The sequence below is a fragment of the Variovorax sp. GW460-12-1-14-LB1 genome (assembly GCF_059423605.1).
Window position 1 is genome coordinate 1 of sequence record NZ_JBWKYF010000008.1, and the last position, 23,939, is coordinate 23,939.

The window sequence follows — 23,939 nt, forward strand, 5'->3', positions numbered from 1 at the left end:
GGGTGCAGGCGGCGGCGGAGCAGGCACGGGTGCCGGCGGCTCCGGCACCGACAGGCGCGGGGCGGCCTGCATCACCGTGGTGGACCACAGCTCGGCATCGACCGCGCCGTCGTCGGCTTCGCTGCGCCAGCGCACGCCCCAGGTGAGGGCGGCGATCAGCAACGCGTGGGCAATGAGGGCGAGCGCAACCGCGCGGGGCGTGCCGCGCTGCGGCGGCGGCGCGAACTCGGGGCGATCCAGGGCGAGCGACATGCCTTATTTGCCGCCCGTGGTCGTGACCGACAGCCCCACGCGCTCGATGCCGCTGCGCTTGAGCTGGTTCATCGCCTTCACGACGGTTTCGTACTTCACCGACTTGTCGGCGCTGATGACCACGGGGCGCTGGGCGTCGCCGCCTTGCGCGGCCTTGGCCGCCGAGCCGATCTGCGTCATGGGGATCGACGCGCCGCCGGTGCCGGTGGACGGGTCTTTCTTGATCTGCACTTCGTCGTCGCTCTTGATGACGATCTCGATGGGCTTGTCCGGCTGCTTGTTGGCCCGGTCGACCGTCGGCAGGTTGATCACGCTCGGCGTGATGAGCGGGGCCGTGACCATGAAGATGATCAGCAGCACCAGCATCACGTCGATGAACGGGACCATGTTGATCTCGTTGATCGTGCGGCGGCCGCGGCCCCGGGATGAAACGGCGGGCATGTCGTCGCGTCCTTTGTCTCTTGTGCGCGCCGCTCTTCAGCGGTTCGCGGCGGTGACCGAGGCGGCGGGCGTCACGGCGCCGGGGTTGGCCGAGAGGTTGCGCTGCAGGATGTTGGAGAACTCTTCGATGTAGGTCTCCAGGGCGATGGCGATCTTGTCGATCTCGCGCGCGAAGCGGTTGTAGCCGACCACCGCAGGGATGGCGGCGAACAGGCCGATGGCCGTGGCCACCAGCGCTTCGGCGATGCCGGGCGCTACGGTGGCCAGCGTCACCTGCGTGAGGGCGGCCAGGCCGGTGAAGGCATGCATGATCCCCCAGACCGTGCCGAAGAGGCCCACATAAGGCGACACCGAGCCGACGGTGGCCAGGAACGACAGGTTCTGCTCGGCCGCATCGAGTTCGCGCTGGAAGCTCGCGCGCATGGCGCGGCGGGCACCGTCGAGCAGCGTGGCCGCGTCGGTCACGTGGCGCTCACGCAGCTTCTGGTACTCGCGCATGCCGGAGGCAAAGATGCGCTCCATGGGGCCGGCGAACTTGGCGTTCTGCGCCGCCGAGGCGAACAGCTCGTTCAGGCTGGTGCCCGACCAGAACTCGCGCTCGAAGTCGTCGTTGAGCACGCGGATGCGCTTGAGGGCAAAGTACTTGCGGATGATGGCGGCCCAGCTGGCGACCGACACGATCACCAGCAGCAGCACGACCAGTTGCACCACGAAGCTGGCGTGGAGCAGGAGATTGATGATGGAGAGATCTTGGTTCATGGCTTGAAAGGTTGAGTCATGGAGCCGCTGGAGTGCTCGAGGGTTCCCGAAACTTGGGCCGGAATGCGCGCAGGGCGCAAGGTGGCGGCGTCCACCCAGCCGATGCGGATCGTGCCTTCGCACAGCAAGACCGGTGCCGCGGCCCCGGTGCGTTCTTGCTCTGTTTTTGATAGCACGCGCTGACCGATTATCAACGACGCGGTGCCCAGTTGCCGCAGCTCGGCTGTAACCAGCAGTTCTTCGTCCAGCCGCGAGGGCCGGTGGTATTTGAGCTGCGTTTCGCTCACCACGAACTGGCCGCCGGTGGCTTCCTTGAGCTTGCGCTGCTCGACGCCCAGAGAGCGCAGCCACTCGGTGCGACCGCGCTCCATGAACTTCAGGTAGTTGGCGTAGAACACGATGCCGCCGGCATCGGTGTCTTCCCAGTAGACGCGGATCGGAAACTCGAAAGTCACTTGCATGCCTCCGTGCTTCGCACTGCGGCGCGAGCTTGCTTGGGGCGGCCCGGCGCTACGCTCATTGGGCGATCATGGCCCGCAGGCGCTCGACCGATTCCTGCAGGTGCGCCATCGAACTGGCGGTGGAGAAGCGCACGAACTTCGCGGTTTCGGCCGTGCCGAAGTCGCGGCCCGGCGTCACGGCGAGGTGGGCGCGCTTCATGGTCTCGAAGGCGAAGTCCCAGCTGCCCGAGATGCCGAGCTTGTCGGCGACGCTCGTGCAGTCGGCCCAGGCGTAGAAGGCGCCGTCGGGCATCACGGGCACGTTCAGGCCCAGGGCGTTCAGTTGCGGAATGAACCAGTCGCGGCGCGCCTTGAACTCGGCGCGGCGGCGTTCGTACTCGGCGATGCTCTCGGCCTCGAAGCAGGCCAGTGCGGCGTACTGCGACACGGTGCTCGCGCAGATGAAGAGGTTCTGCGCCAGGCGCTCGACCACCGGCACCAGCACTTCGGGCACCACCAGCCAGCCCAGGCGCCAGCCGGTCATGTTGAAGTACTTGCTGAAGCTGTTGATGCTGATGACGTTGTCGTCGATGGCCAGTGCCGTCTGCCCGAACGCATCGTCGTACGACAGGCCCAGGTAGATCTCGTCGATCAGCGTGATGCCGCCGCGCTGCGACACCACCTCGTGGATGCGACGCAGTTCGTCGGGCGCGATCGAGGTGCCGGTCGGGTTCGAGGGCGAGGCCAGCAGCACGCCGCGGGTCTTGTCGGTCCAGGCGGCCTCGACCTTGGCGGCGGTGAGCTGGAAGCGCTCCTCGGCCGTGGTCGGTACCAGCACGGCCTTGCCGTCTGCCGCGCTCACGAAGTGGCGGTTGCAGGGGTAGCTCGGGTCGGGCATCAGGATCTCGTCGCCCGATTCGATCAGCGCGAGGCAGGCCAGCTGCAGCGCGGCCGAGGCACCGGCCGTGACGACGATGCGGCGGGCCGGCACGTCGACGTTGAAGCGCTGCTTGTACCAGCCGCTGATGCGTTCGCGCAGGTGGTCCAGGCCGGTGGCCTGCGTGTACTGCGTGGCGCCAGCGCGCACGGCGCGGGCGGCGGCTTCCTGCACCAGGGGCGGGGCGGTGAAGTCAGGCTCGCCGATGTTCAGGAAGATCATCGGACGGTCGGTGTGGGCCACTTCGCGGGCCAACACGCCGGCGGCTTTCGCCACCTCCATCACGTAAAACGGTTCGATGCGCTGCGCGCGCGTCGAGATCCTCATGGGCGCGCCTTGCCGGTGGCCCGGTCGGCTTCCACTTCGAGCGGACGCAGCTGCGGTGCCAGGCCGTTGAGCACGGCGTTCACGTACTTGTGGCCGTCGGTGCCGCCGAATTCCTTGGCGAGTTCGATGCACTCGTTGAGCACCACGCGCCACGGCACGTCGGGGCAGTTCTGGAACTCGTACACGCCGATCCACATCACGGCGTGCTCGATGGGCGAGATTTCGGCGAACTTGCGGTCCAGCAGCGGCAGGATCAGCGCGTCGAGCTGTTCGGCACCGTTGATCGAGCCGTGCAGCAGCGCGTCGTAGTGCGCCGCGTCGGCCTTGTGGAAGCCCGCGAGGTCGCGCGTGAAGTGGTCGATGTCGGTCGGGTCGTTGCGGCCCACCAGGTGCTGGTAGAGCGCCTGCAGCGCGAACTCGCGTGCGCGGCTGCGGTTCGACTTGGCCGCGGCCTTGCGTGCGCCCGTGCTGGTGAGGCCGGTGCGCGACTGGCGGGGCTTGGCGGACTTGGAGGTGTCTTCGGTCATGAAAGGGTGGCCAGCAGTTGTGCCATCTCGACCGCCACCTGGGCTGCGTCGCGGCCCTTGTCGGTCTGACGGGCGACGGCCTGTTCGAGGTTTTCGGTCGTGAGGATCGCGTTGGCGATGGGCAGGCGGTAGTCGAGCGCGACGCGGCTCACGCTCGCGCCCGATTCGTTGGCCACCAGTTCGAAGTGGTAGGTCTCGCCGCGGATGATGCAGCCCAGCGCCACGAGCGCGTGGTAGCCGCCGCGCTCGGCGAGCGCCTGCAGTGCCACGGGCACTTCGAGCGCGCCGGGCACCTGCACATGATGGATGTCGGACGCGGCCACGCCGAGCGCCTCGAGCTCCGACAGGCAGGCCGCGGCCAGCGCGTCGGTGATGTCGGCGTTGAAGCGCGCCTGCACGATGCCGATGCGCAGGCCTTTGCCGTTGAGCGTGATCTCGCCCTTGTTGGAACCTTGCATGGTCGTTCAGTCTTTCGTGAGGTAACCGGCGATTTCGAGGCCGAAGCCGGCGGCCATGCTCGGCATGCGACGCGGCGCGCCGAGCAGGTTCATCTTGTGCACGCCGCATTCGCGCAGGATCTGCGCGCCGATGCCGTAGTTGCGCAGGTCCATGCGACCGCGCTCGGGCGCTTGCGCGGGGCGCGCGGTGCCGTCGAACTGCGCGAGCAGCTCGGCCGCGGTTTCGCCGCAGTTCAGCAGCACAGCCACGCCCTTGCCTTCGTTCGCGATGTGCGAGAGGCTGGCGTCCAAGCTCCAGGAGTGCATCGGGCGGTTGACTTCGAGCGCGTCGAGCACCGACAGCGGCTCGTGCACGCGCACCGACACCGTCTCTTCAGGCGCCCACTGGCCGCGCACCAGCGCCAGGTGCACGCCGCGGCTGGGCTTGTCGACGAAGGCGTGGGCGGTGAAGGTGCCCCAGTTGGTCTGGATCTCGCGGCAGCCGACTTTTTCGACCAGCGATTCGACGCGGCTGCGGTGCTCGATGAGCGCGGCGATGGTGCCGATCTTGATACCGTGTTCGGCCGCGAAGATCTGCAGGTCGGGCAGGCGGGCCATCGTGCCGTCTTCGTTCATCACTTCGCAGATCACCGAGGCGGGCGAGCAGCCGGCCATGGCGGCCAGGTCGCAGCCGGCTTCGGTGTGGCCGGCGCGCATGAGCACGCCGCCGTCCACCGCCTGCAGCGGGAAGATGTGGCCGGGCTGCACCAGGTCGGCGGCCACGGCGTTGCGTGCCACGGCGGCCTGCACGGTGCGGGCGCGGTCGGCGGCCGAGATGCCGGTGGTTACGCCTTCGGCCGCCTCGATGGAGACGGTGAAGGCGGTGGAATGCTTGGCGCCGTTGCGCTGGACCATCGGCGGCAGCTGCAGCCGCTCGCACATCTCGCGCGAGAGCGTCAGGCAGATCAGGCCGCGCGCGTGGCGGGCCATGAAGTTGATGGATTCGGCGGTGATGTGGTCGGCGGCGATGACGATGTCGCCTTCGTTCTCGCGGTCTTCCTCGTCCACGAGGATGACCATGCGGCCGGCGGCCAGCTCGGCCACGATGTCTTCGACCGGGGAGATCGGTGCGGGTGCACGGTCGGCGCGCGGGGCGCCGATCGGCGTGACGGAGGCGTTCATTTCGAAGTGTCCTTGGGAGACGTGGAAGACGTCAGAGAGGGGGTGAGCATGCCGGCCTGAAGCATGCGCTCCACGTAGCGCGCCACGGTGTCGATTTCGAGGTTGACCTTCGAGCCGGCCTTCAGGCCGCCGAGGGAGGTGTTTTCCACGGTGTGCGGGATCAGGTTGATGCTGACCTCGGCGCCATCGGCGATATCGCTCACGCTGTTGACCGTGAGGCTCACGCCGTTGATGGTGATCGAGCCCTTGTAGGCCAGGAAGCGCGCCAGCGCAGGCGGTGCGACCACGCGCAGCTCCCAGCTTTCGCCGACCGGCGCGAAGAAGCTCACGTGGCCGATGCCGTCCACGTGGCCCGAGACGATGTGGCCGCCGAGGCGGTCGCTCGCGCGCAGGGCCTTCTCGAGGTTGATGCTGCTGCCTTCGTCGGTCAGGCCGGCCGTCTTGTCGAGGGACTCCGCGGAAATGTCGATGGTGAATTGGCCGCGTTCAGGTGCGAGCGTGGTGACCGTCATGCAGGCGCCGTTGAGCGCGATGCTGTCGCCGAGCCCGACGTCGTCGAGATAGCCGTCGGGCACCTCGATGCTGAGTCGCTTGCCGTAGGAGGAGGAGGTGCCGAGGTCGTGGATGGCGGCGATGCGCCCCACGCCGGTGATGATTCCGGTGAACATTTCCACATTTTCGCAGACATCGAGGGGTCTTCGGCCCGAAGGGCCGGTTTGCGGCTGCGAATGTGCCGCGCCGCGTGGGCGGCGGCTCAGAAGCGGTCGCGGCCGGCGACGCGCGCGACGATGCGCAGGTCGGGCCCCAGCATGTCTACCGACTTGAATTCGAGCGGCAGCGCGCCTGCGAGCGAGGTGAGTGGGCCTTCGGCATGCAGGTGGCTGGCGATGTCGAGTCCGCTGCCGATCAGCTTGGGCGCCAGGTACACCAGCAGCTCGTCCACGCAGCCTTCGCGCAGCAGCGAACCATTGAGCTTGTGGCCCGATTCGACGTGCAGCTCGTTGACGCCGCGCGCCGCGAGGTCCTGGAGCATCGCGGGCAGGTCGACCTTGCCGTGCAGGTTGGGCAGGCAGGTGATGGTGGCGCCGCGGGCTTCGAGCGCGGCCGCCTTTTCTTCGTTGTGCCGGCTGGCGGCGTAGATCCAGACGGCGCGGCCAGCTATGAAAATGTGAGCGTCGGGCGAGGTCTGGAGATGGCTGTCGACCACCACGAGGTGGGGCTGGCGCGGCGTGTCGACCAGGCGCACGTCCAGGCGCGGGTTGTCTTCGAGCAGCGTGCCGACGCCGGTCAGCACGGCGCCGGTGCGGGCCCGCCAGGCGTGGCCGTCGGCGCGCGCGGCCTCGCCGGTGATCCACTGGCTCACGCCGTTGTGCAGGCCGGTGCGGCCGTCGATCGAGGCGGCGATCTTCATTCGAACCCAAGGCTGCTTGCGGATCATGCGGCTGAAGAAGCCGATGTTGAGTTCTCGGGATTCGTCGGCGCCCGGGCCGACTTCGACCTCGAGGCCCGCCGCACGCAGGCGCTCGAAGCCCTGTCCGGCCACGAGCGGGTTCGGGTCGGCGAGCGAGGCCACGACGCGGCGCACGCCGGCGGCGATGAGGGCGTCACAGCAGGGGCCGGTGCGGCCGTGGTGCGAGCAGGGTTCGAGCGTGACGTAGGCGGTGGCGCCCGCGGTCGAATGGCCCTGGGCCTGCGCGTCGCGCAGCGCCATCACCTCGGCATGCGGGCCGCCGGCTTGTTGGGTGTGGCCCTGGCCGATCACGCGGCCGTCGGCGTCGCACAGCACGCAGCCGACGCGCGGGTTCGGGTCGGTCAGGCGGATCGCGGAGGCGGCGAGCCGCAGAGCGGTCGCGATGTGGGAGGCGTCGTGTCGGGAAGAGGACATGCCGGGTTCGTTCACGCCTTCTCGGGGGTCAGATGTCGCGCAGCAGCTGGCGGAACTCGTCCACGTCCTCGAAGCTGCGGTACACCGAGGCAAAGCGCACGTAGGCGACCTTGTCGAGCTTCTTGAGTTCGCGCATCACGAGTTCGCCGACTTTCGTCGAATCGATTTCGCGCAGGCCGCTGGCCAGCAGCTTCTGTTCGATGCGCAGCAGGGCGTTGTCGATCTGCTCGATGCTCACGGGGCGCTTGCGCAGCGCCAGCATCATCGAGGCGCGCACCTTGGTCGAGTCGAAGTCGGCGCGGCTGCCGTCCTTCTTGACCACGACGGGGAAGTTGACGTCGGGGCGCTCATACGTGGTGAAGCGCTTGTCGCAGGCGCTGCACTGGCGGCGCCTGCGGACGAAGTCGGCGTCTTCCGAAACGCGGGTCTCGACGACCTGCGTTTCGAGATGACCGCAAAAAGGGCATTTCATGCGGCCAGTGCTTCTCTTCTTCTGATTACGAAATCAACGGTAGACAGGGAAGCGGCTCGTCAAGGCGTGGACCTTGGCGCGCACCGCGTCGATGTTCGCCGCGTCGCGCGGGTTCTCGAGCACGTCGGCCACCAGGTTTGCCGTGATGCGGGCCTCTTCGTCCTTGAAGCCGCGCGTGGTCATGGCGGGGGTGCCGATGCGCACGCCGCTGGTGACCATCGGCTTTTCCGGGTCGTTGGGGATCGCGTTCTTGTTGATCGTCATGTGGGCGGCGCCCAGCACGGCTTCGGCTTCCTTGCCGGTGATGCCCTTGGAACGCAGGTCGACCAGCATCACGTGGCTTTCGGTGCGTCCGCTCACGATGCGCAGGCCGCGCGCGGTGAGGGTGTCGGCCACGATCTGGGCGTTCTTGACCACCTGCTGCTGGTAGGCCTTGAACTCGGGCGTCAGGGCTTCCTTGAACGCGACGGCCTTGGCGGCGATCACGTGCATCAGCGGGCCGCCTTGCAGGCCGGGGAAGATGGCGCTGTTGATCGCCTTCTCGTGCTGCGACTTCATCAGGATGATGCCGCCGCGCGGGCCGCGCAGGCTCTTGTGCGTGGTCGAGGTGACGATGTCGGCATGCGGCACCGGGTTGGGGTACACGCCCGCGGCCACGAGGCCGGCGTAGTGGGCGATGTCGACCATGAAGATCGCGCCGACGTCCTTGGCGACCTTGGCGAAACGCTCGAAGTCGATGTGCAGCGAGTAGGCCGAGGCGCCCGCGATGATCAGCTTGGGCATGTGCTCATGCGCCTTGCGTTCCATCGCGTCGTAGTCGATGGCTTCGTTGGCGTCCAGGCCGTAGCTCACGACGTTGAACCACTTGCCGCTCATGTTCAGCGGCATGCCGTGGGTCAGGTGGCCGCCTTCGGCCAGGCTCATGCCCATGATGGTGTCGCCGGGCTTCAGGAAGGCGAGCATCACGGCTTCGTTGGCCGAGGCGCCGCAGTGCGGCTGCACGTTGGCGGCGTCGGCGCCGAAGATCTGCTTGACGCGGTCGATGGCCAGTTGCTCGGCCACGTCGACGTGCTCGCAGCCGCCGTAGTAGCGCTTGCCCGGGTAGCCTTCGGCGTATTTATTAGTGAGCTGCGAGCCTTGGGCGGCCATGACGGCCGGCGAGGCGTAGTTCTCGCTGGCGATCAGCTCGATGTGATGTTCCTGGCGCGCGTTTTCGGCTTGAATGGCGGCCCAGATTTCGGGATCGGTCTGTTCGACCAGGATATTGCGTTGGTACATGGCAGTCCTTTGAAGACGAGGTCCTTGTTCAACCAAACAAGGGCTGCCCAGGCGAACGGCTGAACGCCTGTTATGGCCAGGCGGCACGCTTCCCAGTGGTATTCCACGTCAGCGCGTGGCACCTTTTTCAGGGTGCTGCGCCTATCGCCAGTCGCGTACAGGCCGAGTGTAGCGCAGGCCCGCACGCATCCGGGCCGGGAGGGCCGGCAAGGCCTCAGGAAACTGCGGAGAGCAGGGCGACCTTGGCCGGCTCGCTGCCGGTGGCGGGCTCTTCACCCGCGGGCTTGGCCGGTGCCACGACCGGAATCGGCTGTGCGCGCGCCGTGGTCGGCGGCGGCACGACCATCGTCGACGGCGCACGGCCGGCGGCAACCTGGCGCAGGCGCTCGTGTTCGGCCAGCACCTTGGCGGCATAGCCGCCGTCGTCGTCGAGGTTGGCGGCGCCCACGTAGTAGCGCAGGCCGCCTTCGAGCGAGCCGGCGCGGGCGATGCATTCCTGCAGCACCTTCACGCCGACGCGCATGTTGGTCACGGGGTCGAAGGCGGTGAGCGTGCCGCCCGCGCTTTCGTACTTGTCGCCGTGCACGCGCGTCATGACCTGCATCAGGCCTTGGGCGCCGACGTGGCTTTGCGCGAACGGGTTGAAGCTGGACTCGATGGCCATGATGGCCAGGATCAGCGTCGGGTCGAGCTTGGTGCGCTTGCCGATCTGGTAGGCCTCGGAGACCAGCACGCTCAGCGGCTCGGCCGCGACGCGGTACTTCTTGCTGAGCCAGTAGGCCACCGCCGCCTGCTGCTTGGGCAGCTCGTCAGGGCTTGCGGCCGTGGTGCGCTCGATGGCGGTCGGCTCGAGGTCGGTGGGTTCGGGCGCGGGCTTGCGCGACTGCAGCCAGCCCATCAGTTGTTCCTCGCCGGTCTTGCGCAGGTCGGGACGCGCCACGAGGGCGAGGGCCGCGAACACGATGGCCAGGCCGACCAGCGCAAACCCGTTGTGGGTGATTTCAAAAAAGCCGTCTGCCACATCGGACACGAAGGTCCGTAGCCCGCGGGCTGTGGCATCAAACGCCTTGCTCATCGCTTTTTTCCTTTCTGTGCGGCACCTGGCATGCAGCGCCTGAAAGGGCGGTGAATGAAGGCAGCGGCGCTTGGATTGGTATGTACGAATCAGGCTCCGCGCATGGAGGGGGTGTGGGGTAGGGAGCGCGGCGGCCTGATCACGCCGGTGGAATTCGGCAGCGGATTCAGGGAGGCCCTGCTGCGTCCGGCAGCAAGGGCAGGCGGGATTCTATCGTGGCTAAATACACGGTCAAGCATAAGGATTTGGTTTCATATGTTAATAAGTGCTTGAAGAATCCCCTCGTTCGAGGGGGCTCCAGGGGGCGCGGGCCTACGGGAAATCCCTTGGAAAAAGGGATTTGCAAAGGAAGGGTGAGACGCCTAATCTGGACGGGCCTGAGGTTTCAGGCGTTTTTCCGAAGTCAGGCAGTCCGAGGTGCAAGTCAAGGACTCGAACGATGGAGGACTCCACGGCGGCAATCTCTTGCTGCCAGCACGGCGGGAACCATTACTTCCGGTCGCGCGAATCGATGGCATGGGTTTTGAGCCCGCCATCAAGCCCGGTGACAAGACACTTCGTCGACTCACCGGGCTTTCTTGTTTGTGGGGCTCACACTTTCGGCCTACCGATCCTGTCGAGGGGCGCGCGGGCATCGCAATGCCTCGCCAAAAGGGAACGCATTCACGTTTCGGCAGACTTTGTTGGCATCTGTTTGCGGCACACTTCTGCGGATGGATGCTGCTTCGATCAAACAGAACAAATGGGTGCGGCGTGGGGTTGTCGCGTTGCTGGTGGTGTTGGCCCTGTGGGTCATCGCGTGGCTGGCGGTGCCGCCGATTGCCAAGAGCCAGCTCCAGAAGATCGCGAGCGAAAAGCTGGGCCGGCAGGTCACCGTCGGCAAGATCGACTTCAAGCCTTGGACGCTCGAGCTTGCACTGAATGACCTGCGCATCGCCACCGCCGACGGCAAGCAGCCGCAGGTGGCCATCAAGCGCATCTATGCCGACGCCGAGCTGCAATCGCTGTTCCGCCTGGCGCCCGTGATCGACGCGGTGACGGTCGAGGCGCCCGCGGTGCTGCTCACGCACCTGGCCGACGGCAAGTACGACATCGACGACATCCTGGCAAAGCTGGCTTCGGGCCCGCCGCCCGACCCGAAGGCCGAGCCTGCGCGCTTCGCGATCTACAACATCTCGATCAAGGACGGCGCGGTCGACTTCGACGACCAGACCGTCAAACGCCGGCACGAGCTGCGCGGCTTCATGCTGAACGTGCCGTTCCTGAGCAACCTCGCCTCCAAGCGCGAGATCACGACCGAGCCCAAGCTGGCCTTCGCGCTCAATGGCAGCCAGTTCGACTCCGCCGCCTTCACGACCCCGTTCGCGCAAAGCCGCAAGACCGACGCCCACGTGCAGTTCAAGGGGCTGGACCTCGTGCCCTACCTGGGCTACATCCCCGGCGGCCTGCCGGTGAAGCTGCAGGCCGGCAGCCTCGATGCCGACCTGAAGATCGATTTCCAGCAGACCAACACCATTGGCCTGAAGATCACCGGCACGGTCGAGGCCCATGGCGCCAAGCTGGGCGACGCGCGCGGTCGCGACCTGCTGGGCTTCGACTCGCTCAAGCTGGCACTGGCCGACGTGCGACCGCTGGAGTCGGTGTTTCACCTGAGCGAGGTCGCGCTGGCCAAGCCGCAGCTGGTGGTGGCGCGCGACGCCGCCGGCCAGCTCAACCTGATGGCCACCGACCCGGCGACCGGCGCGGCCGAAAAGGCGGCGCCGCTGCCCGCGCCCGCCGCCAGCGCCCCGGGCGGCAAGCCGGCCGTCGAGAAGCCCAAGCTCAAGGTGCAGGTCGACAAGATCGCGCTCGACGGCGGCCGTGTCGGCTGGCGCGACGAAACCGTCAAGCCCGCTGCAGCCATCGACCTCACCGACCTCGGCATCAACCTCACGGCCGTCACCTGGCCCATGGAAAAGCCTGCGCAGTTCGACGGCAGCACCGCCGTCGCGGGCGCCACGCTGAAGTTCAAGGGCAACGCCACCGACAAGGTCGCCGACGTGCAGACCGAGGTCGAGGCACTGCCGCTCTCGCTGGCCGCGCCGTACCTGGCGCAGAGCCTGGAGCCCACGCTCGACGGCAAGCTCAGCGGCCAGATCGACGTCTCCTGGGCCCAGCCCGACCTGAAGTTCAAGGCGCGCCGCCTGGCCGCCGACGGCCTGGCGCTGACCCAGGCCAAGACCGCGCTGGCCAGCGTCGGGCGCTTCGAGCTGCTCGATGCCGAGGTCGACATGACCAGGCACACCTTGAACATCGCGTCGTTCACCGCGACCAACCCCAAGGTGAGCGTCGAGCGCGACAACGAGAAGCGCTGGATGTTCGAGCGCTGGCTGAAGACCCCGGCCGGCGGCGCCAAGGTGGCGGCGCCCAAGCCGGCCGACGCCGGCGCAGCGCGTCCCAACAGCGCCAACACCAAGCCCTGGGCGCTGACGCTGGGCACGCTGGCGGTCGACAACGGCAGCCTGTCTTATGCGGACAAGGCCGGCTCGGCGCCGGTGGCGATCGAGGTCACGGCCTTCAAGCTGCTGGCCCAGAAGATCGCACCCGACACCAACACGGTCTCGCCGCTGCAGGTGTCGGGCCGCATCGGCGCCGGCCGCCGCGCGGACCCGGGGCGCTTCGACTACAAGGGCAACATCGTGCTCAAGCCGCTGGCGGCCGAGGGGCGGCTCGAGGTGGCGTCATTCCCGGCGCATGCCTTCAAGGCTTACTACGCCGACGCGCTCAATGTGGACATCCGCCGCGCCTTCGCGAACTACCGCGGCACGGTGCGCTACGCGAGCGCGCCGGCCGGCATGAGCCTGAAGCTGGCCGGCGACACCGCGCTGGACGACTTCCGTGCCAACAGCGTCTCGCTGACCCAGTCGCCGGGCTTCGACCGCAACAACAGCCAGCTGTTGAGCTGGAAGACCCTGAGCTTGCGCGGCCTGCAGGTCAGCCTCGCACCCAACGCGGCCCCGACGGTGGACGTGCGCGAAACCACGCTGACCGACTTCTTCGCCCGCGTGATCGTCGACCCCACCGGCCGCCTGAACCTGCTGAGCCTGACCAAGAAGGGCGAAGAAGCCTCGAAGGCCGCCGCGGCCGCCGCCACCGAAGCCAGCACCAGGAAGGGCCCGGGCGGCACGACCACCACGACCCGCGCGCCGACCGCCTCGGCGCCGCAGCGGGCTTCGGGCGGTGCACCGGTGTCGGCCGAAGCCATGGTCGGCGGCGCGCCCGAGCCTGCGCAGGCTGCGTCCGCACCCGTCGTGGCTGCCGCGCCTGCGGCCGACAGCGGCCCGGCGCCCGTCATCAACTTCGGTCCGATGAGCCTGGTCAACGGCAAGATCGACTTCACCGACCTGTTCGTCAAGCCCAACTACTCGGCCGACCTGAGCGAGCTGACCGGCAAGCTCAGTTCCTTCTCGTCGAACCCGCCGAACGGGCAGGGCGGTCGCCCGGCGCTGGCCGACCTCGAGCTGCGCGGCAAGGCGCAGCAGACCGCGGCGCTGGAAATCACCGGCAAGCTCAACCCGCTGGCCAAGCCGCTCGAACTCGACATCACGGCCAAGATGCGCGACCTCGACCTCGCGCCGCTGTCGCCGTACTCGGTGCGCTACGCGGGCCACGGCATCGAGCGCGGCAAGATGAGCATGGACGTCAACTACAAGATCGCGCCCGACGGCCAGCTCACCGCCACCAACAAGCTGGTGCTCAACCAGCTGAAGTTCGGCGACGAGGTGGCCGGTGCGCCCAACAGCCTGCCGGTGCGCCTGGCCGTGACCCTGCTGGCCGACCGCAACGGCGTGATCGACGTCGACCTGCCGCTGCGCGGCTCGCTCAACGACCCGCAGTTCAGCATCGGCCCGCTGATCTTCAAGGCGGTGGTCAACCTGATCGTCAAGGCCGTGACCGCGCCGTTCAGCCTGCTGACCGGTGGGCTCGGCGGTGGCGGCAGCGGCGATTCGAGCGCCATCACCTTCGAGCCTGGCAGTTCCACGCTCAGCAGCGGCGCCAAGGAAAGCCTGGACAAGGTCGTGAAGGCCCTGACCGAGCGGCCGACGCTGCAGATGACGGTGGTGGGTACTTCCAGCCTCGAGAAGGAGCGCGACGCCTACCAGCGCCAGCGCCTGCGCCAGCTGACCCAGGCCGAGAAGCGTCGTGTCGCGGTGCGCGGCGGCCAGACCGGCACCGAGGTGGCGCCGGTGACCGATGCCGAATACCCGGAGCTGCTCACCGCCGTCTACAAGCGCTCCGACATCACCAAGCCGCGCAACATGGTCGGCCTGGCCAAGGACCTGCCGGTGAAAGAAATGGAAAACCTGTTGCTGGCCAGCGTGCCGGTCGACGAGGAATCGATGCGCCAGCTCGCCGTCGAGCGCGGCGCCGTGGTGCGCGACTACCTGCTGGCGCAGAAGCTGCCGAGCGAGCGCCTGTTCCTGGGGGCCGTGCGCACCACGGCCAGCGGCAGCGACTGGAAGCCCGGCGCCGAGCTGAGCCTGACCATGAAATAGCCGGCGGGGCCTGGCTTTTCGCCTCGCCTTGCCATATATCTTGCGGGCCCTTTTCAGCCCGCTGAACGGTGCGCGCCGCAGTTCCGACACGGAATTCGGCGGGCTGTTCGCCAACTGGGTGAAAATGTCGATGTGCGCCGGCCTTTGCCGGCGCCTTCGCTTTCTCTACCAAGACAACGATTTCGCGCAGTGACCTCTACTTCTTCCAAGCCACACGACCTCCAGGCCCTCGACACGCTCACCGGCGGCGCCTTCACCGCGCCGACCTCGGGCGAGCGCGCCGCGCGCATCCGCGACTGGCTCGCGGGCAACCCTTCGTCCGAGCAGATGCAAGAGGTCTTCAAGGAGTTGAGCGGCCGCGACAAGGGCGCCGCGCGCCTGCTGCGCGAAAAGCTCGACGAAATCAAACGCGCCAAGGGCCAGGAAGCCATCGCCGCCGAATGGGCGCAGAAGGCCGAAACGCTGCTGGCGCAGTCCAAGCTCAACATCGCCGACGCACTGGCCTGGCAGCGTGACGCTGCCAAGGCCGGCGCGCCGCTGTCGCGCGAACCGCTGGCCGGGCTGAAGGCCCAGCTGGCCGAGCGCGTCAAGGGCATCGAAGACCTGCAGCACCGTGCGCAGGTCCACCGCGAAGCCGCCGTCCTGCTGGCGCAGCGCTTTGAAGTGCTGTCCACCAAGGGCTGGAAGGACGCCCAGGCCGCCGAGGAGTCGCTGCGTGCCGACGTGACCCACTGGCAGCAGCAGGCCGCCGACATCGTGGCCGATGCCAACTGGAACAGCCTCGACGCCAAGTTCGCCCCCCAGCTCGAAGCTTCCAAGTCGCAGCTGCTCGTGGTGTCCGACTCGTTCCACGGCGCGCTGGCGCAGGCCGTGGCCGCAGCCGCCGATGCCGCCGCGCCTTTGCCCCCGGTGCCCGTCTGGGCCGATGAACTGCGCGCCGCGCGCGGCGAAGTGGTGGCCCCCAAGCCCGCCGCGCCCGCCCGTCCCGCCGCACCCAAGGTCGACCCGGCCGTGCGCGCCGCGGCGCAAGACGCCGTGCAGGCCGCCCTCGCCAAGCTCGAACAGGAAACCGCCGAAGGCCACGGCAAGGCCAGCGCCGGCGCCGCCGCTGCGCTGCGCGCCGTGCTCAAGGAACACGGCAAGCTGGTCGACGCCCCGCTCGAAGCCCGCGTGCATGCCGCACTGGTCGCCGCCGGCGAACTCGAAGGCTGGCAGCGCTGGAGCGCCGACAAGGTGCGCGAAGACCTCGTCGCCAAGGCCGAAGGCCTGCTCAAGCGCCCCGAAGGCCAGGCCCTCGGCGGCCGCAAGATGCAGGAAACCCTGCGCGCCCTGCGCGATCAGTGGAAGCAGGCCGACCAGGGCGGCGTGCCGAACCACGCGCTGTGGAAGCGTTTCGACGAAGCCTGCAACGAAGCCCACAAGGTCGTCGAGGCCTGGCTCGAGAAGGTGCGCGCCGATGCCGCCGAACACCGCGCCCTGCGCGTCGCGCTGATCGAAGAGGTCAAGGCCTGGGCTGCCGCCCATGCCGGCGCCACCGACCTGAAGGCGCACAACCGCGCGCTGCACCAGTTCGCCGACCGCTGGCGCGATGCCGGCCACGTGGGCGAGAAGGTGTTCGCCGAGCTGCAACCGCTGTGGAATGAAGCCTTCGGCGCTGCCCGCGCCCCGTTCGAAACGGCGCAGAAGGCCAGCGTCGAACGCCGCCAGGCCATGATTGCCGAGGCCACCGAGCTGGGCGCCCAGCCGATGCTGCGCATCGACGCCGTCAAGGCGCTGCAGCAGCGCTGGCAGCACGAGGCGCAGAGCGTGCCGCTCGACCGCCGCCACGAACAGAAGCTGTGGGACGCGTTCCGCGCACCCATCGACGAAGCCTTCAACCGCAAGACGGTCGAGCGCGAAAAGGCATCGGCCGCCATGAGCGAGCACGACCGCCATGTGCTCGAAGCCTCCAAGGCGCTCGACGCGGCCAATGCCGGCGGCGACGCACAGAAGATCCGCGCCGCCATCGCCGGCCTCGAAGCCGCCCTGCGCGGTGAAGTGCCCGCACCGGCACCCGCCACCACGAGCGACGGCCCCTCGGTCGGCGCGACCGGTGTCGAAGCCCCCGGCCAGGCCGCTGCCGAGTTCGGCGAAAGCGCCGAGCAGACGCCAGGTTCGAGCGATGCCGAAGCCACGCCGTCCGCACCCGCGGCAGCAGTGGCCGACGCGCCCGACCTGGTCGCTCCCGCAGACGGCGCCGATGCTTCGGCCCGCAGCGACAGCGCCGCGCACGAAGCAGGTGAAGCCGCAAGCGTCGCACCGGCCGCGCCGCCGAAGCCTGCGCCCAAGCCCGTGGTCGCCATGCGTGGCGACGACCGGCCCAGCAGCAAGAAGGCCGAAGCAGCACCGGCCGCTCGCGGCACGGGCCGCTTCGGTGATCGCCGCGACGGCGGTCGCCCCGGAGCCGGCGGCCCCGGCCGTCCGAACGACCGTGGCGGCCCGCGTCCCGATGCCCGTGGTGGGGATCGCGGCGCGCCGGGCGGTGGCCGTTTCGGCGACCGTCCGCCGCGCGAAGACCGCGGTCCTCGCCTGGGCGATGCCGCCTTCCGCGCGCAGCGCGAGGCGCTGGAGCGTGCCGACATGGCGCTGCGCAAGCTGGCCGCGCAGGCCCACGGCGAAGCGCTCACGCAGGTGCTTGGCGCCTGGGAGCAGCGCGATGCCGCCCGCCTGCCGAGCGTGCAGGAACTGGGCCGTGCCGTGACGCCGGCCGTGCGCACCCAATGGTCGCAGGCCGTGGGCGCCGCACCGACGGCCGCCGCGAGCGATGCTGCCGAAGCGCTGTTGCGCCTGGAGATGGCCGCCGAAGTGCCGACGCCCGCCGAGCAACTCGATGCACGCCGCGCGCTGCAGCTCAAGCTGCTGACGAAGCGCGGCGATCCGACGCCGGCCCAGACCTGGGGTCAGGACGCCGGCAAGGTGCTGGCTGCTGCGCACGACGCCGCCACCGCGCGCCGTCTGCAGAACGCGCTGAAGGCCTTGCTGCGCAAGTAAGGCGCCCGCGCGCGTTCACGAGAAAGAAGCCCGCCGCGTGCGGGCTTTTTCATGCGTGTCGATCCGTCCCGGCTCAAGGCAGCCTGGCCAGGATCTTGTCCATTTCCCCGGCGGTATAGGCGCGCAGGGACCGCGTGCGCACATTGCCCTGCATGGCGATGGCCAGACTGAATGCACAAAGCGCCTGCTCGTCCTCGGACTCCAGCACGCAGACCACATCGCAGTCGCCCATGGTCCAGAAGATCTCGCGCATGTTGACGCCGAGTTTCTGGGCGGTTTCCTTGGCGGCGGCGGCGCGTTTCGTGGTTTCCTTGACGCTCTGGATGCCCTTGTCCGTGAAGCTCAGCATGCCGATATAGGTCACCATTTTCTGCTCCTGTGTTGTTATCCGCGGGGGCGAATCACATGAAGCAACGCCGCCCCCGATGGCGACGCTCCAGGTCATCGGGCGCGCAGCGACGCTGTGGAGGGCGATGGCCGCAGCGATGCTACGCCTGGGGCCTGCAAAGGCAAGGCGCCCCCGATCAGCGCCTACTCAGGACGAGGTATGCGGAACGCGATCGCGCGCGCAAGCAAGGAAACCAGATGTGAGGGGCGGTCAGGCCTGCGCAGGCCGAAAGAACGCATCGAAGAGAACCAGCACCGCCGGGAAGTCCCGCGCGAAGTTCGGGCGGTTCACGAAGTAGGCCTCGCAGGCCACCGCGAAGAACTCGCTGATCGAGGTCGCGCCGTAGTCGTCGAGCCAGGGCGGCTCGGCGCCGAAGCGCTCGGCGAGGATGGTCTTCTCGCGGAAGTCGTCGTAGGCCGGCTGCAGCACGGCCATCCAGGCCGCACGCGCCTCGCGTGCGCTGCGCCGGCCCATGAAGCCGGCCGGCAGCGGCGGGCAGCCGTCGGCGATGCCGTTGCGCATGTCGATCTTGTGGGCGAACTCGTGGATCACGACGTTGTAGCCGCCCTCGCTGCTGACGCTGCTCGCGAGCACATCCTGCCAGCTGAGCATCACGGGGCCCTGGTCCATCGCCTCGCCGGCGACGACCTCTTCGTACTCGTGCACGACCAGCGCGTCATCGACGACCTTGCGCGGCGCCACCACCTCGGACGGGTGCACCACGATGCCGACGAAATCGTCGTACCAGTCGAGCCCGTCCTTCAGGTGCAGCACCGGCAGCACGGCCTGCGCCGCGATGGCCAGCGCCACCTCGTCGGTGATGACGAAACCCTGCGTGCCGTGGAATTCCTTGTCCCGCAGGAACTCGGCCGCCAGCGTGCGCAGCTGTTGCTGCTGTGCGGACGGCAACGCGCCCAGGAAGGCGTAGCGCGTGAGCGTGGCGCGCCAGGCGGCGTCGGGAATCGGGGGCAGGGCGCGCAGCCGGCGCAGCCACTTGAACATCGGCGGGCGGTGCGCCTAGCGCAGGTCGACGCGCTGCGCGCCGGCGGCCGACAGGCACAGCAGTTGCGCGCGCGCCGGCTGGGCGGCGGCGTCCCAGTCGCTCAGCACGATGCGGCGCAGGCCGTGGCCCAGGTCGTGGACGGCGGGGCGGTGGGTGTGGCCGTGGATCAGCGCGCTGGCGCCCGCATGCTGCAGCCATTGGCGGGCAGCGTCGGCGTCCACGTCGGCCCAGAGGGTCGAGGGGTCGCGCTTGCGGTCTTCGCTCTGTGCGCGGATGGCGCGGGCAAGCGCGCGGCGCTCTTCCAGCGGGCGCGCGAGGAACGCGGCCTGCCATTCGGGCGTACGCACCTGGGCGCGAAACTGGAGGTAGTCGGTGTCTTCGAGGCAGAGCGCGTCGCCATGGCTCAGCAGCCAGCGTTCGCCGTGCAGCACCAGCACCGTGGGGTCGTCGAGCAAGGTCAGGCCGCATTGCGCGGCAAAGGCCTTGCCGACGAGGAAGTCGCGGTTGCCGTGCATGAAGAACACCGGCATGCGCTGCGCAGTGCGCTGCAGCAACTCGGCGCATTGCGCCTCGAAGCCGGGCTGGGCGGCGGCATCGTCGCCCACCCACACCTCGAACAGGTCGCCGAGGATGACCAGCGCATCGGCCGGTGTGGTCTGCAGGTAGCCCTGCCAGGCCTCGAAGGTGGCCAGCTCGCTGGCCTGCAGGTGCAGGTCGGAGATCAGGTCGACGGTGCGCCACGCGGGCGGCGCCACCAGCTCGGAGAAAGCCGGGTTCGCCACCGGGGTCATGCCGCTGCGCCGTGCCTGAGGTGCATCACTCGACAGTGACGACTGCCTTTTCGATCACGACGTCCTCGAGGGGCACGTCGTCATGGAAGCCCTTGCGGCCCGTCTTCACGGCCTTGATCTTGTCGACGACATCGGTGCCGCCCGTGACCTTGCCGAACACCGCGTAGCCCCAGCCCTGGGCCGAGGGGGCGGTGTGGTTCAGGAAGCCGTTGTCGGCCACGTTGATGAAGAACTGGGCGGTGGCCGAGTGCGGTGCGCTCGTGCGGGCCATGGCCACGGTGTAGTTGGCGTTCTTGAGGCCGTTGTTGGCTTCGTTCTCGATCTCGGCGCCGGTGGGCTTTTGCTTCATGCCGGGCTCGAAACCGCCGCCTTGCACCATGAAGCCGGGGATCACGCGGTGGAACACCGTGTTGTCGTAGTGGCCCTTCTTCACGTACTCGATGAAGTTGGCGGTCGACTTCGGTGCCTTCACGCCGTCGAGTTCGAGCGTGATGACGCCGTAGTTCTTGATGTGCAGTTCGACTTGGGGGTTGCTCATGAGTTAGCTCCTTCTTCGGAAACGGGATTACTTCGCCAGCGTGGCGGACTTGATGGTGAGGGTTTCGACGGGCACGTTCTGCATGCCGCCCTTGTTGCCGGTCTGCACGGCGCGGATCTTGTCGACCACGTCGGTGCCGGCGACAACCTTGCCGAACACGGTGTAGCCGTAGCCGTCGGGGTTGGGTGCGTTGAGCGAGTCGTTGTTCTTCACGTTGATGAAGAACTGCGAGGTGGCCGAATTGGGGTTGCCGGTGCGGGCCATCGCGATCGTGTACTTGTCGTTCTTCAGGCCGTTGTTGGCCTCGAGCGGGATCGGCGGGCGCGTGGGCTTTTGCTGCAGGTCGGCCGTGAAGCCGCCGCCCTGGATCATGAAGCCGTCGATGACGCGGTGGAACACCGTGCCGTCGTAGTGCTTGTCCTTGACGTACTGCAGGAAGTTTTCGACCGTCTTGGGGGCCTTGGCCGCATCGAGCTCGACCACGATGTCGCCCGCCGAGGTGGCGAGCTTGACGCGCGGCGCGGCCTGCTGGGCGTGCGCGCCGGCGGCGGCGCCGAAGGCCAGGGCCGCGGCCAGTGCGAGGGCGCCGCGGCGGCTGAAACGGGAAAGTGCAGAGGTCGTCAAATGAGGCTCCGTGTGCGGGTGGAGGGGAGGGCGGTGGGCCTGCGATGGCGCAGGTTGGGAGGCAACTGTGTGCGCACCGCCGGATTGCAAGAGGCTGTTACTTGGTCGTGCGGCCCACGGGCTTGCGCACTTCGGGCGGCGCGGCCGGCAGCACGGCCGCATCGGCCGCGGCCTTGGGCGTGAAGATCTGGCGGATCAGCGCGAGCTTGGGCGCGACGCTTGCGTTGGTGGTGGCGAACTGCTGGGCGCGCTGGTATTCCTGGGCCGCCAGGCGTGCGTACACGTCGCCGAGGTTCTCGTGCGCGGTGGCGTAGTTGGGGCTGAGCTTGAGCGCGGTTTCGAGCGCGGCGCGGGCCTGGTCGAACTTGCTCTGCGACGCGTACAGCGCCGCGAGGTTGTTGTAGGGCTCGGGCAGTTCCGGGAAGTCCTGCGTGAGCTGCGTGAACGCGGTGATCGCGTCGGCGGTCTTGTTCTGCTCGGTGAGGATCACGCCGCGCAGGAAGCGCATCTGCGGGTCGCGCGGCTTGCCGGCGATGTAGGTGTCGGCCTTGGCCAGCGCCTCGGCAGACTTGCCCTGGCGCAGCAGGAGGTTGACGTCGTCGTAGTCGTTGGCGTGCGCGGCGAAGCCCCACAGACCGAACAGCAGTGCAAAGGCGATGGGGAGTCTGGAGAACGCGGCGTGCTTCATGAAGCCTCGGCAGGATTGGGGGAGAGCGGGGGCCTGGAGAACACCCGGATGCTGCGCGGCGGCAGCCGTTTATACTGCGTCGCATTGTAGCCGAGGGGCCACGTCGAACCCCTCGTAGCCACACCCCCCGTCACCCCTGAAATACACCGTTGCTCGCCCGTACCGCACGTGCGCGAATCAACGCTTTCCGAGTCCCATGAGTCTGCGCATCTACAACACGCTGTCGCGTGAATTGGAGGATTTCTCCCCCCTGCAACCTGGACAGGTTCGCATGTACGTGTGCGGCATGACCGTCTATGACCTGTGCCACATCGGCCACGCCCGCATGATGATGGCGTTCGACGTGGTGCAGCGCTGGCTGCGTGCCAGCGGCTATGCCGTGACCTACGTGCGCAACATCACCGACATCGACGACAAGATCATCGCCCGCGCGGTCCAGCGCGGCATCACCATCCGCGCGCTGACCGACGAGGTGATCGCGGCCATGCACGAGGACATCGGTGCGCTGCGCATCGAGCCGCCCACCATCGAGCCGCGCGCCACCGAATACGTGCCGCAGATGCTCGGCATCATCGAGACGCTGGAGCGCAAGGGCCTGGCCTACCGCTCGGACAACGGCGACGTGAACTATGCCGTGCGCAAGTTCCCGGGCTACGGCAAGCTCTCGGGCAAGTCGCTCGACGAACTGCATGCCGGCGAACGCGTCGCGGTGCTCGACGGCAAGCAGGACCCGCTCGACTTCGTGCTCTGGAAATCCGCCAAGCCGACCGAGCCCGACGACGCCAAGTGGGACAGCCCCTTCGGCACCGGCCGTCCGGGCTGGCACATCGAGTGCTCGGCCATGAGCTGCGCCACGCTCGGCGAGACTTTCGACATCCATGGCGGCGGCGCCGACCTGCAGTTCCCGCACCACGAAAACGAGATCGCGCAAAGCGAAGGCGCCAACGGAAAGCCGCTGTCGCGCTTCTGGGTGCACAACGGCTTCGTGCGGGTGGACAACGAAAAGATGTCCAAGAGCCTGGGCAACTTCTTCACCATCCGCGAAGTGCTGCAGAAGTACGACGCCGAGAGCCTGCGTTTCTTCCTCGTGCGCACGCATTACCGCAGCGCGCTGAACTACAGCGACGCGCACCTCGACGACGCGCGCAACTCGCTCAAGCGCCTGTACACCGCACTCGACCTGGTGGCGCCCGCGCCCGTGGCCATCGACTGGACGCAGCCCCACGCGGCGCGTTTCAAGGCGGCGATGGACGAAGACTTCGGCACGCCCGAAGCCATCGCCGTGCTGTTCGAGCTGGCCGGCGAAGTCAATCGCACCAAGTCCGCGGACACCGCGGGCCTGCTCAAGGCGCTGGCCGGCACGCTGGGGTTGCTGCAGGGCGATCCGAAGGCGTTCCTGCAGGCGGGCACCACGCTCGACGAAGCCACCATCCAGGCGAAGATCGACGCACGCGCGGCGGCCAAGGCGGCGAAGAATTTCGCCGAGGCCGATCGCATTCGCCAGGAACTCCTCGAGCAGGGCATCGTGCTCAAGGATTCGCCCACGGGAACGACCTGGGCGGCTGCACAGTGAACGGAACGACGAACCCCGTACCCGCCACCCAGCAGACCAGCGTGCGCATCTACACGCCGGACTATTGGGAGGAGGCCTGCAAGCACCTGGCCAAGAAAGACCGCGTGATGAAGCGGCTCATTCCGAAGTTCGGCGAGGCCTGCCTCGAATCGCGCGGCGACGCCTTCACCACGCTGGCGCGCAGCATCGTGGGCCAGCAGATCTCGGTGAAGGCCGCGCAGTCGACCTGGGACAAGTTCGCGGCGCTGCCGCGCAAGCTGACGCCGGCCAACGTGCTCAAGCTCAAGGTCGACGACATGCGCGGCGCCGGGCTGTCGGCGCGCAAGATCGAATATCTGGTCGACCTGGCCCTGAATTTCGATTCGGGCACCGTGCACGTCGACCGCTGGAAAGACATGTCGGACGAGCTCATCATCGAGGAGCTCGTGGCCATCCGCGGCATCAGCCGCTGGACTGCCGAGATGTTCCTCATCTTCCACCTGATGCGCCCGAACGTGCTGCCGGTCGACGACCAGGGCCTGCTCAATGGCATCAGCGTGAACTATTTTTCGGGCGACCCGGTCAGCCGCAGCGATGCCCGCGATGTCGCCGTGGCCTGGGCGCCGTATTGCAGCGTGGCGACTTGGTATATTTGGCGATCGCTGGACCCCGTGCCGGTCGTTTACTAAGGATCACCCCCAGGCTTCGCGCACTTCGTGTCGCTTCGCCAACCCCCTTCGAGGGGGCAACACCGCAGGCCCGGCAAAGCCGGTTCCTC

General features: G+C 68.1%; 22 protein-coding genes, 1 pseudogene and 1 riboswitch. Of the genes and pseudogenes, 4 read left to right on the top strand and 19 right to left on the bottom strand.

From position 1 onward, the window contains the following. The 13 genes and pseudogenes from AC07Y4_RS05960 to AC07Y4_RS06020 form a co-directional block, all read right to left on the bottom strand. Positions 1-252, bottom strand: a pseudogene (locus AC07Y4_RS05960) (cell envelope integrity protein TolA); the annotation flags it as partial. 3 nt (positions 253-255) lie between these two features. Continuing rightward, positions 256-693 (bottom strand): ExbD/TolR family protein, encoded by a 438-nt coding sequence (locus AC07Y4_RS05965; protein WP_070060386.1) that lies wholly within the window; start codon positions 691-693, stop codon positions 256-258. A 36-nt stretch (positions 694-729) separates the two neighbouring features. Continuing rightward, positions 730-1,452: a protein TolQ gene (gene tolQ, locus AC07Y4_RS05970; RefSeq protein ID WP_070060387.1), complete on the bottom strand. Its 723-nt coding sequence runs from the start codon at positions 1,450-1,452 to the stop codon at positions 730-732. After that, positions 1,449-1,907: a YbgC/FadM family acyl-CoA thioesterase gene (locus tag AC07Y4_RS05975; RefSeq protein ID WP_487847341.1), complete on the bottom strand. Its 459-nt coding sequence runs from the start codon at positions 1,905-1,907 to the stop codon at positions 1,449-1,451. Before AC07Y4_RS05975 ends, tolQ begins: the two co-directional genes overlap by 4 nt. Positions 1,908-1,968: 61 nt before the next feature. Next, on the bottom strand, positions 1,969-3,156 hold the full coding sequence (locus tag AC07Y4_RS05980; RefSeq protein ID WP_487847127.1) for a pyridoxal phosphate-dependent aminotransferase: 1,188 nt from the start codon (positions 3,154-3,156) through the stop codon (positions 1,969-1,971). Beyond that, positions 3,153-3,683 (bottom strand): transcription antitermination factor NusB, encoded by a 531-nt coding sequence (gene nusB / locus AC07Y4_RS05985; protein ID WP_062481565.1) that lies wholly within the window; start codon positions 3,681-3,683, stop codon positions 3,153-3,155. The genes AC07Y4_RS05980 and nusB overlap by 4 nt, the downstream gene beginning before the upstream one ends. Further along, a complete protein-coding gene (ribH, locus tag AC07Y4_RS05990) occupies positions 3,680-4,141 on the bottom strand; it encodes a 6,7-dimethyl-8-ribityllumazine synthase (RefSeq protein WP_056582067.1) in 462 nt (153 codons plus the stop codon). Before ribH ends, nusB begins: the two co-directional genes overlap by 4 nt. Positions 4,142-4,147: 6 nt before the next feature. Continuing rightward, positions 4,148-5,302 carry a bifunctional 3,4-dihydroxy-2-butanone-4-phosphate synthase/GTP cyclohydrolase II gene (gene ribBA / locus AC07Y4_RS05995; RefSeq protein ID WP_062481560.1) on the bottom strand — a complete coding sequence of 385 codons (1,155 nt, stop codon included), beginning with the start codon at positions 5,300-5,302 and terminating at the stop codon, positions 4,148-4,150. Then, positions 5,299-5,970, bottom strand: coding sequence for a riboflavin synthase (locus AC07Y4_RS06000; protein WP_487847126.1), 672 nt, complete (start codon positions 5,968-5,970; stop codon positions 5,299-5,301). The genes ribBA and AC07Y4_RS06000 overlap by 4 nt, the downstream gene beginning before the upstream one ends. 86 nt (positions 5,971-6,056) lie before the next feature. Beyond that, positions 6,057-7,187 carry a bifunctional diaminohydroxyphosphoribosylaminopyrimidine deaminase/5-amino-6-(5-phosphoribosylamino)uracil reductase RibD gene (ribD, locus tag AC07Y4_RS06005; RefSeq protein ID WP_487847125.1) on the bottom strand — a complete coding sequence of 377 codons (1,131 nt, stop codon included), beginning with the start codon at positions 7,185-7,187 and terminating at the stop codon, positions 6,057-6,059. 28 nt (positions 7,188-7,215) lie between these two features. Next, complete coding sequence (nrdR, locus tag AC07Y4_RS06010) at positions 7,216-7,659, bottom strand: transcriptional regulator NrdR (RefSeq protein ID WP_007836918.1); 444 nt, start codon at positions 7,657-7,659, stop codon at positions 7,216-7,218. A 33-nt stretch (positions 7,660-7,692) separates the two neighbouring features. After that, complete coding sequence (gene glyA / locus AC07Y4_RS06015) at positions 7,693-8,937, bottom strand: serine hydroxymethyltransferase (protein WP_139705484.1); 1,245 nt, start codon at positions 8,935-8,937, stop codon at positions 7,693-7,695. A gap of 38 nt (positions 8,938-8,975) precedes the next feature. After that, positions 8,976-9,102, bottom strand: a riboswitch (ZMP/ZTP riboswitch). 49 nt (positions 9,103-9,151) lie between these two features. Next, the gene (locus AC07Y4_RS06020; protein ID WP_062481551.1) at positions 9,152-10,012 is read right to left on the bottom strand and encodes a lytic transglycosylase domain-containing protein; all 861 of its coding nucleotides are present in this window, start codon (positions 10,010-10,012) and stop codon (positions 9,152-9,154) included. Positions 10,013-10,725: 713 nt separating this feature from the next. Here AC07Y4_RS06020 and AC07Y4_RS06025 point away from each other — a divergent pair. Both AC07Y4_RS06025 and AC07Y4_RS06030 read left to right on the top strand, forming a co-directional pair. Beyond that, positions 10,726-14,547 (top strand): DUF748 domain-containing protein, encoded by a 3,822-nt coding sequence (locus AC07Y4_RS06025; protein ID WP_487847124.1) that lies wholly within the window; start codon positions 10,726-10,728, stop codon positions 14,545-14,547. Positions 14,548-14,736: 189 nt separating this feature from the next. Further along, a complete protein-coding gene (locus AC07Y4_RS06030; RefSeq protein ID WP_487847123.1) occupies positions 14,737-17,577 on the top strand; it encodes a DUF349 domain-containing protein in 2,841 nt (946 codons plus the stop codon). Between the two features lie 73 nt (positions 17,578-17,650). Here AC07Y4_RS06030 and AC07Y4_RS06035 read toward each other — a convergent pair whose 3' ends face one another. The 6 genes from AC07Y4_RS06035 to AC07Y4_RS06060 form a co-directional block, all read right to left on the bottom strand. Next, positions 17,651-17,944: a GYD domain-containing protein gene (locus AC07Y4_RS06035; RefSeq protein WP_070060413.1), complete on the bottom strand. Its 294-nt coding sequence runs from the start codon at positions 17,942-17,944 to the stop codon at positions 17,651-17,653. A gap of 231 nt (positions 17,945-18,175) precedes the next feature. Continuing rightward, the gene (locus AC07Y4_RS06040) at positions 18,176-18,967 is read right to left on the bottom strand and encodes a M90 family metallopeptidase (RefSeq protein ID WP_487847122.1); all 792 of its coding nucleotides are present in this window, start codon (positions 18,965-18,967) and stop codon (positions 18,176-18,178) included. A gap of 15 nt (positions 18,968-18,982) precedes the next feature. After that, entirely contained in the window at positions 18,983-19,759 is a 777-nt protein-coding gene (locus tag AC07Y4_RS06045; RefSeq protein ID WP_487847121.1) for a UDP-2,3-diacylglucosamine diphosphatase, read from the bottom strand. 25 nt (positions 19,760-19,784) lie between these two features. Next, the gene (locus AC07Y4_RS06050) at positions 19,785-20,297 is read right to left on the bottom strand and encodes a peptidylprolyl isomerase (RefSeq protein WP_070060416.1); all 513 of its coding nucleotides are present in this window, start codon (positions 20,295-20,297) and stop codon (positions 19,785-19,787) included. A gap of 27 nt (positions 20,298-20,324) precedes the next feature. Next, positions 20,325-20,921 carry a peptidylprolyl isomerase gene (locus AC07Y4_RS06055; RefSeq protein WP_082818298.1) on the bottom strand — a complete coding sequence of 199 codons (597 nt, stop codon included), beginning with the start codon at positions 20,919-20,921 and terminating at the stop codon, positions 20,325-20,327. A gap of 97 nt (positions 20,922-21,018) precedes the next feature. After that, entirely contained in the window at positions 21,019-21,609 is a 591-nt protein-coding gene (locus AC07Y4_RS06060; RefSeq protein ID WP_062480948.1) for a tetratricopeptide repeat protein, read from the bottom strand. A 196-nt stretch (positions 21,610-21,805) separates the two neighbouring features. Here AC07Y4_RS06060 and cysS point away from each other — a divergent pair, with 196 nt between their 5' ends. Together cysS and AC07Y4_RS06070 are read left to right on the top strand one after the other, a co-directional pair. Continuing rightward, positions 21,806-23,182 carry a cysteine--tRNA ligase gene (gene cysS, locus AC07Y4_RS06065; RefSeq protein ID WP_487847120.1) on the top strand — a complete coding sequence of 459 codons (1,377 nt, stop codon included), beginning with the start codon at positions 21,806-21,808 and terminating at the stop codon, positions 23,180-23,182. Further along, positions 23,179-23,850 (top strand): DNA-3-methyladenine glycosylase family protein, encoded by a 672-nt coding sequence (locus AC07Y4_RS06070; RefSeq protein ID WP_095947831.1) that lies wholly within the window; start codon positions 23,179-23,181, stop codon positions 23,848-23,850. The genes cysS and AC07Y4_RS06070 overlap by 4 nt, the downstream gene beginning before the upstream one ends. The last annotated feature ends 89 nt before the right edge of the window (positions 23,851-23,939 follow it).

What these genes read in the sequence shown, in the direction of transcription:
- AC07Y4_RS06040 (WP_487847122.1), bottom strand. Translation starts at nt 18,967, where the DNA reads ATGTTCAAGTGGCTGCGCCGGCTGCGCGCCCTGCCCCCGATTCCCGAC.
- AC07Y4_RS06050 (WP_070060416.1), bottom strand. Translation starts at nt 20,297, where the DNA reads ATGAGCAACCCCCAAGTCGAACTGCACATCAAGAACTACGGCGTCATC.
- cysS (WP_487847120.1), top strand. Translation starts at nt 21,806, where the DNA reads ATGAGTCTGCGCATCTACAACACGCTGTCGCGTGAATTGGAGGATTTC.
- nrdR (WP_007836918.1), bottom strand. Translation starts at nt 7,659, where the DNA reads ATGAAATGCCCTTTTTGCGGTCATCTCGAAACGCAGGTCGTCGAGACC.
- AC07Y4_RS06035 (WP_070060413.1), bottom strand. Translation starts at nt 17,944, where the DNA reads ATGGTGACCTATATCGGCATGCTGAGCTTCACGGACAAGGGCATCCAG.
- tolQ (WP_070060387.1), bottom strand. Translation starts at nt 1,452, where the DNA reads ATGAACCAAGATCTCTCCATCATCAATCTCCTGCTCCACGCCAGCTTC.
- AC07Y4_RS06060 (WP_062480948.1), bottom strand. Translation starts at nt 21,609, where the DNA reads ATGAAGCACGCCGCGTTCTCCAGACTCCCCATCGCCTTTGCACTGCTG.
- ribD (WP_487847125.1), bottom strand. Translation starts at nt 7,187, where the DNA reads ATGTCCTCTTCCCGACACGACGCCTCCCACATCGCGACCGCTCTGCGG.
- AC07Y4_RS06045 (WP_487847121.1), bottom strand. Translation starts at nt 19,759, where the DNA reads ATGACCCCGGTGGCGAACCCGGCTTTCTCCGAGCTGGTGGCGCCGCCC.
- AC07Y4_RS06000 (WP_487847126.1), bottom strand. Translation starts at nt 5,970, where the DNA reads ATGTTCACCGGAATCATCACCGGCGTGGGGCGCATCGCCGCCATCCAC.
- glyA (WP_139705484.1), bottom strand. Translation starts at nt 8,937, where the DNA reads ATGTACCAACGCAATATCCTGGTCGAACAGACCGATCCCGAAATCTGG.
- nusB (WP_062481565.1), bottom strand. Translation starts at nt 3,683, where the DNA reads ATGACCGAAGACACCTCCAAGTCCGCCAAGCCCCGCCAGTCGCGCACC.
- AC07Y4_RS06025 (WP_487847124.1), top strand. Translation starts at nt 10,726, where the DNA reads ATGGATGCTGCTTCGATCAAACAGAACAAATGGGTGCGGCGTGGGGTT.
- AC07Y4_RS05980 (WP_487847127.1), bottom strand. Translation starts at nt 3,156, where the DNA reads ATGAGGATCTCGACGCGCGCGCAGCGCATCGAACCGTTTTACGTGATG.
- ribH (WP_056582067.1), bottom strand. Translation starts at nt 4,141, where the DNA reads ATGCAAGGTTCCAACAAGGGCGAGATCACGCTCAACGGCAAAGGCCTG.
- ribBA (WP_062481560.1), bottom strand. Translation starts at nt 5,302, where the DNA reads ATGAACGCCTCCGTCACGCCGATCGGCGCCCCGCGCGCCGACCGTGCA.
- AC07Y4_RS06020 (WP_062481551.1), bottom strand. Translation starts at nt 10,012, where the DNA reads ATGAGCAAGGCGTTTGATGCCACAGCCCGCGGGCTACGGACCTTCGTG.
- AC07Y4_RS05965 (WP_070060386.1), bottom strand. Translation starts at nt 693, where the DNA reads ATGCCCGCCGTTTCATCCCGGGGCCGCGGCCGCCGCACGATCAACGAG.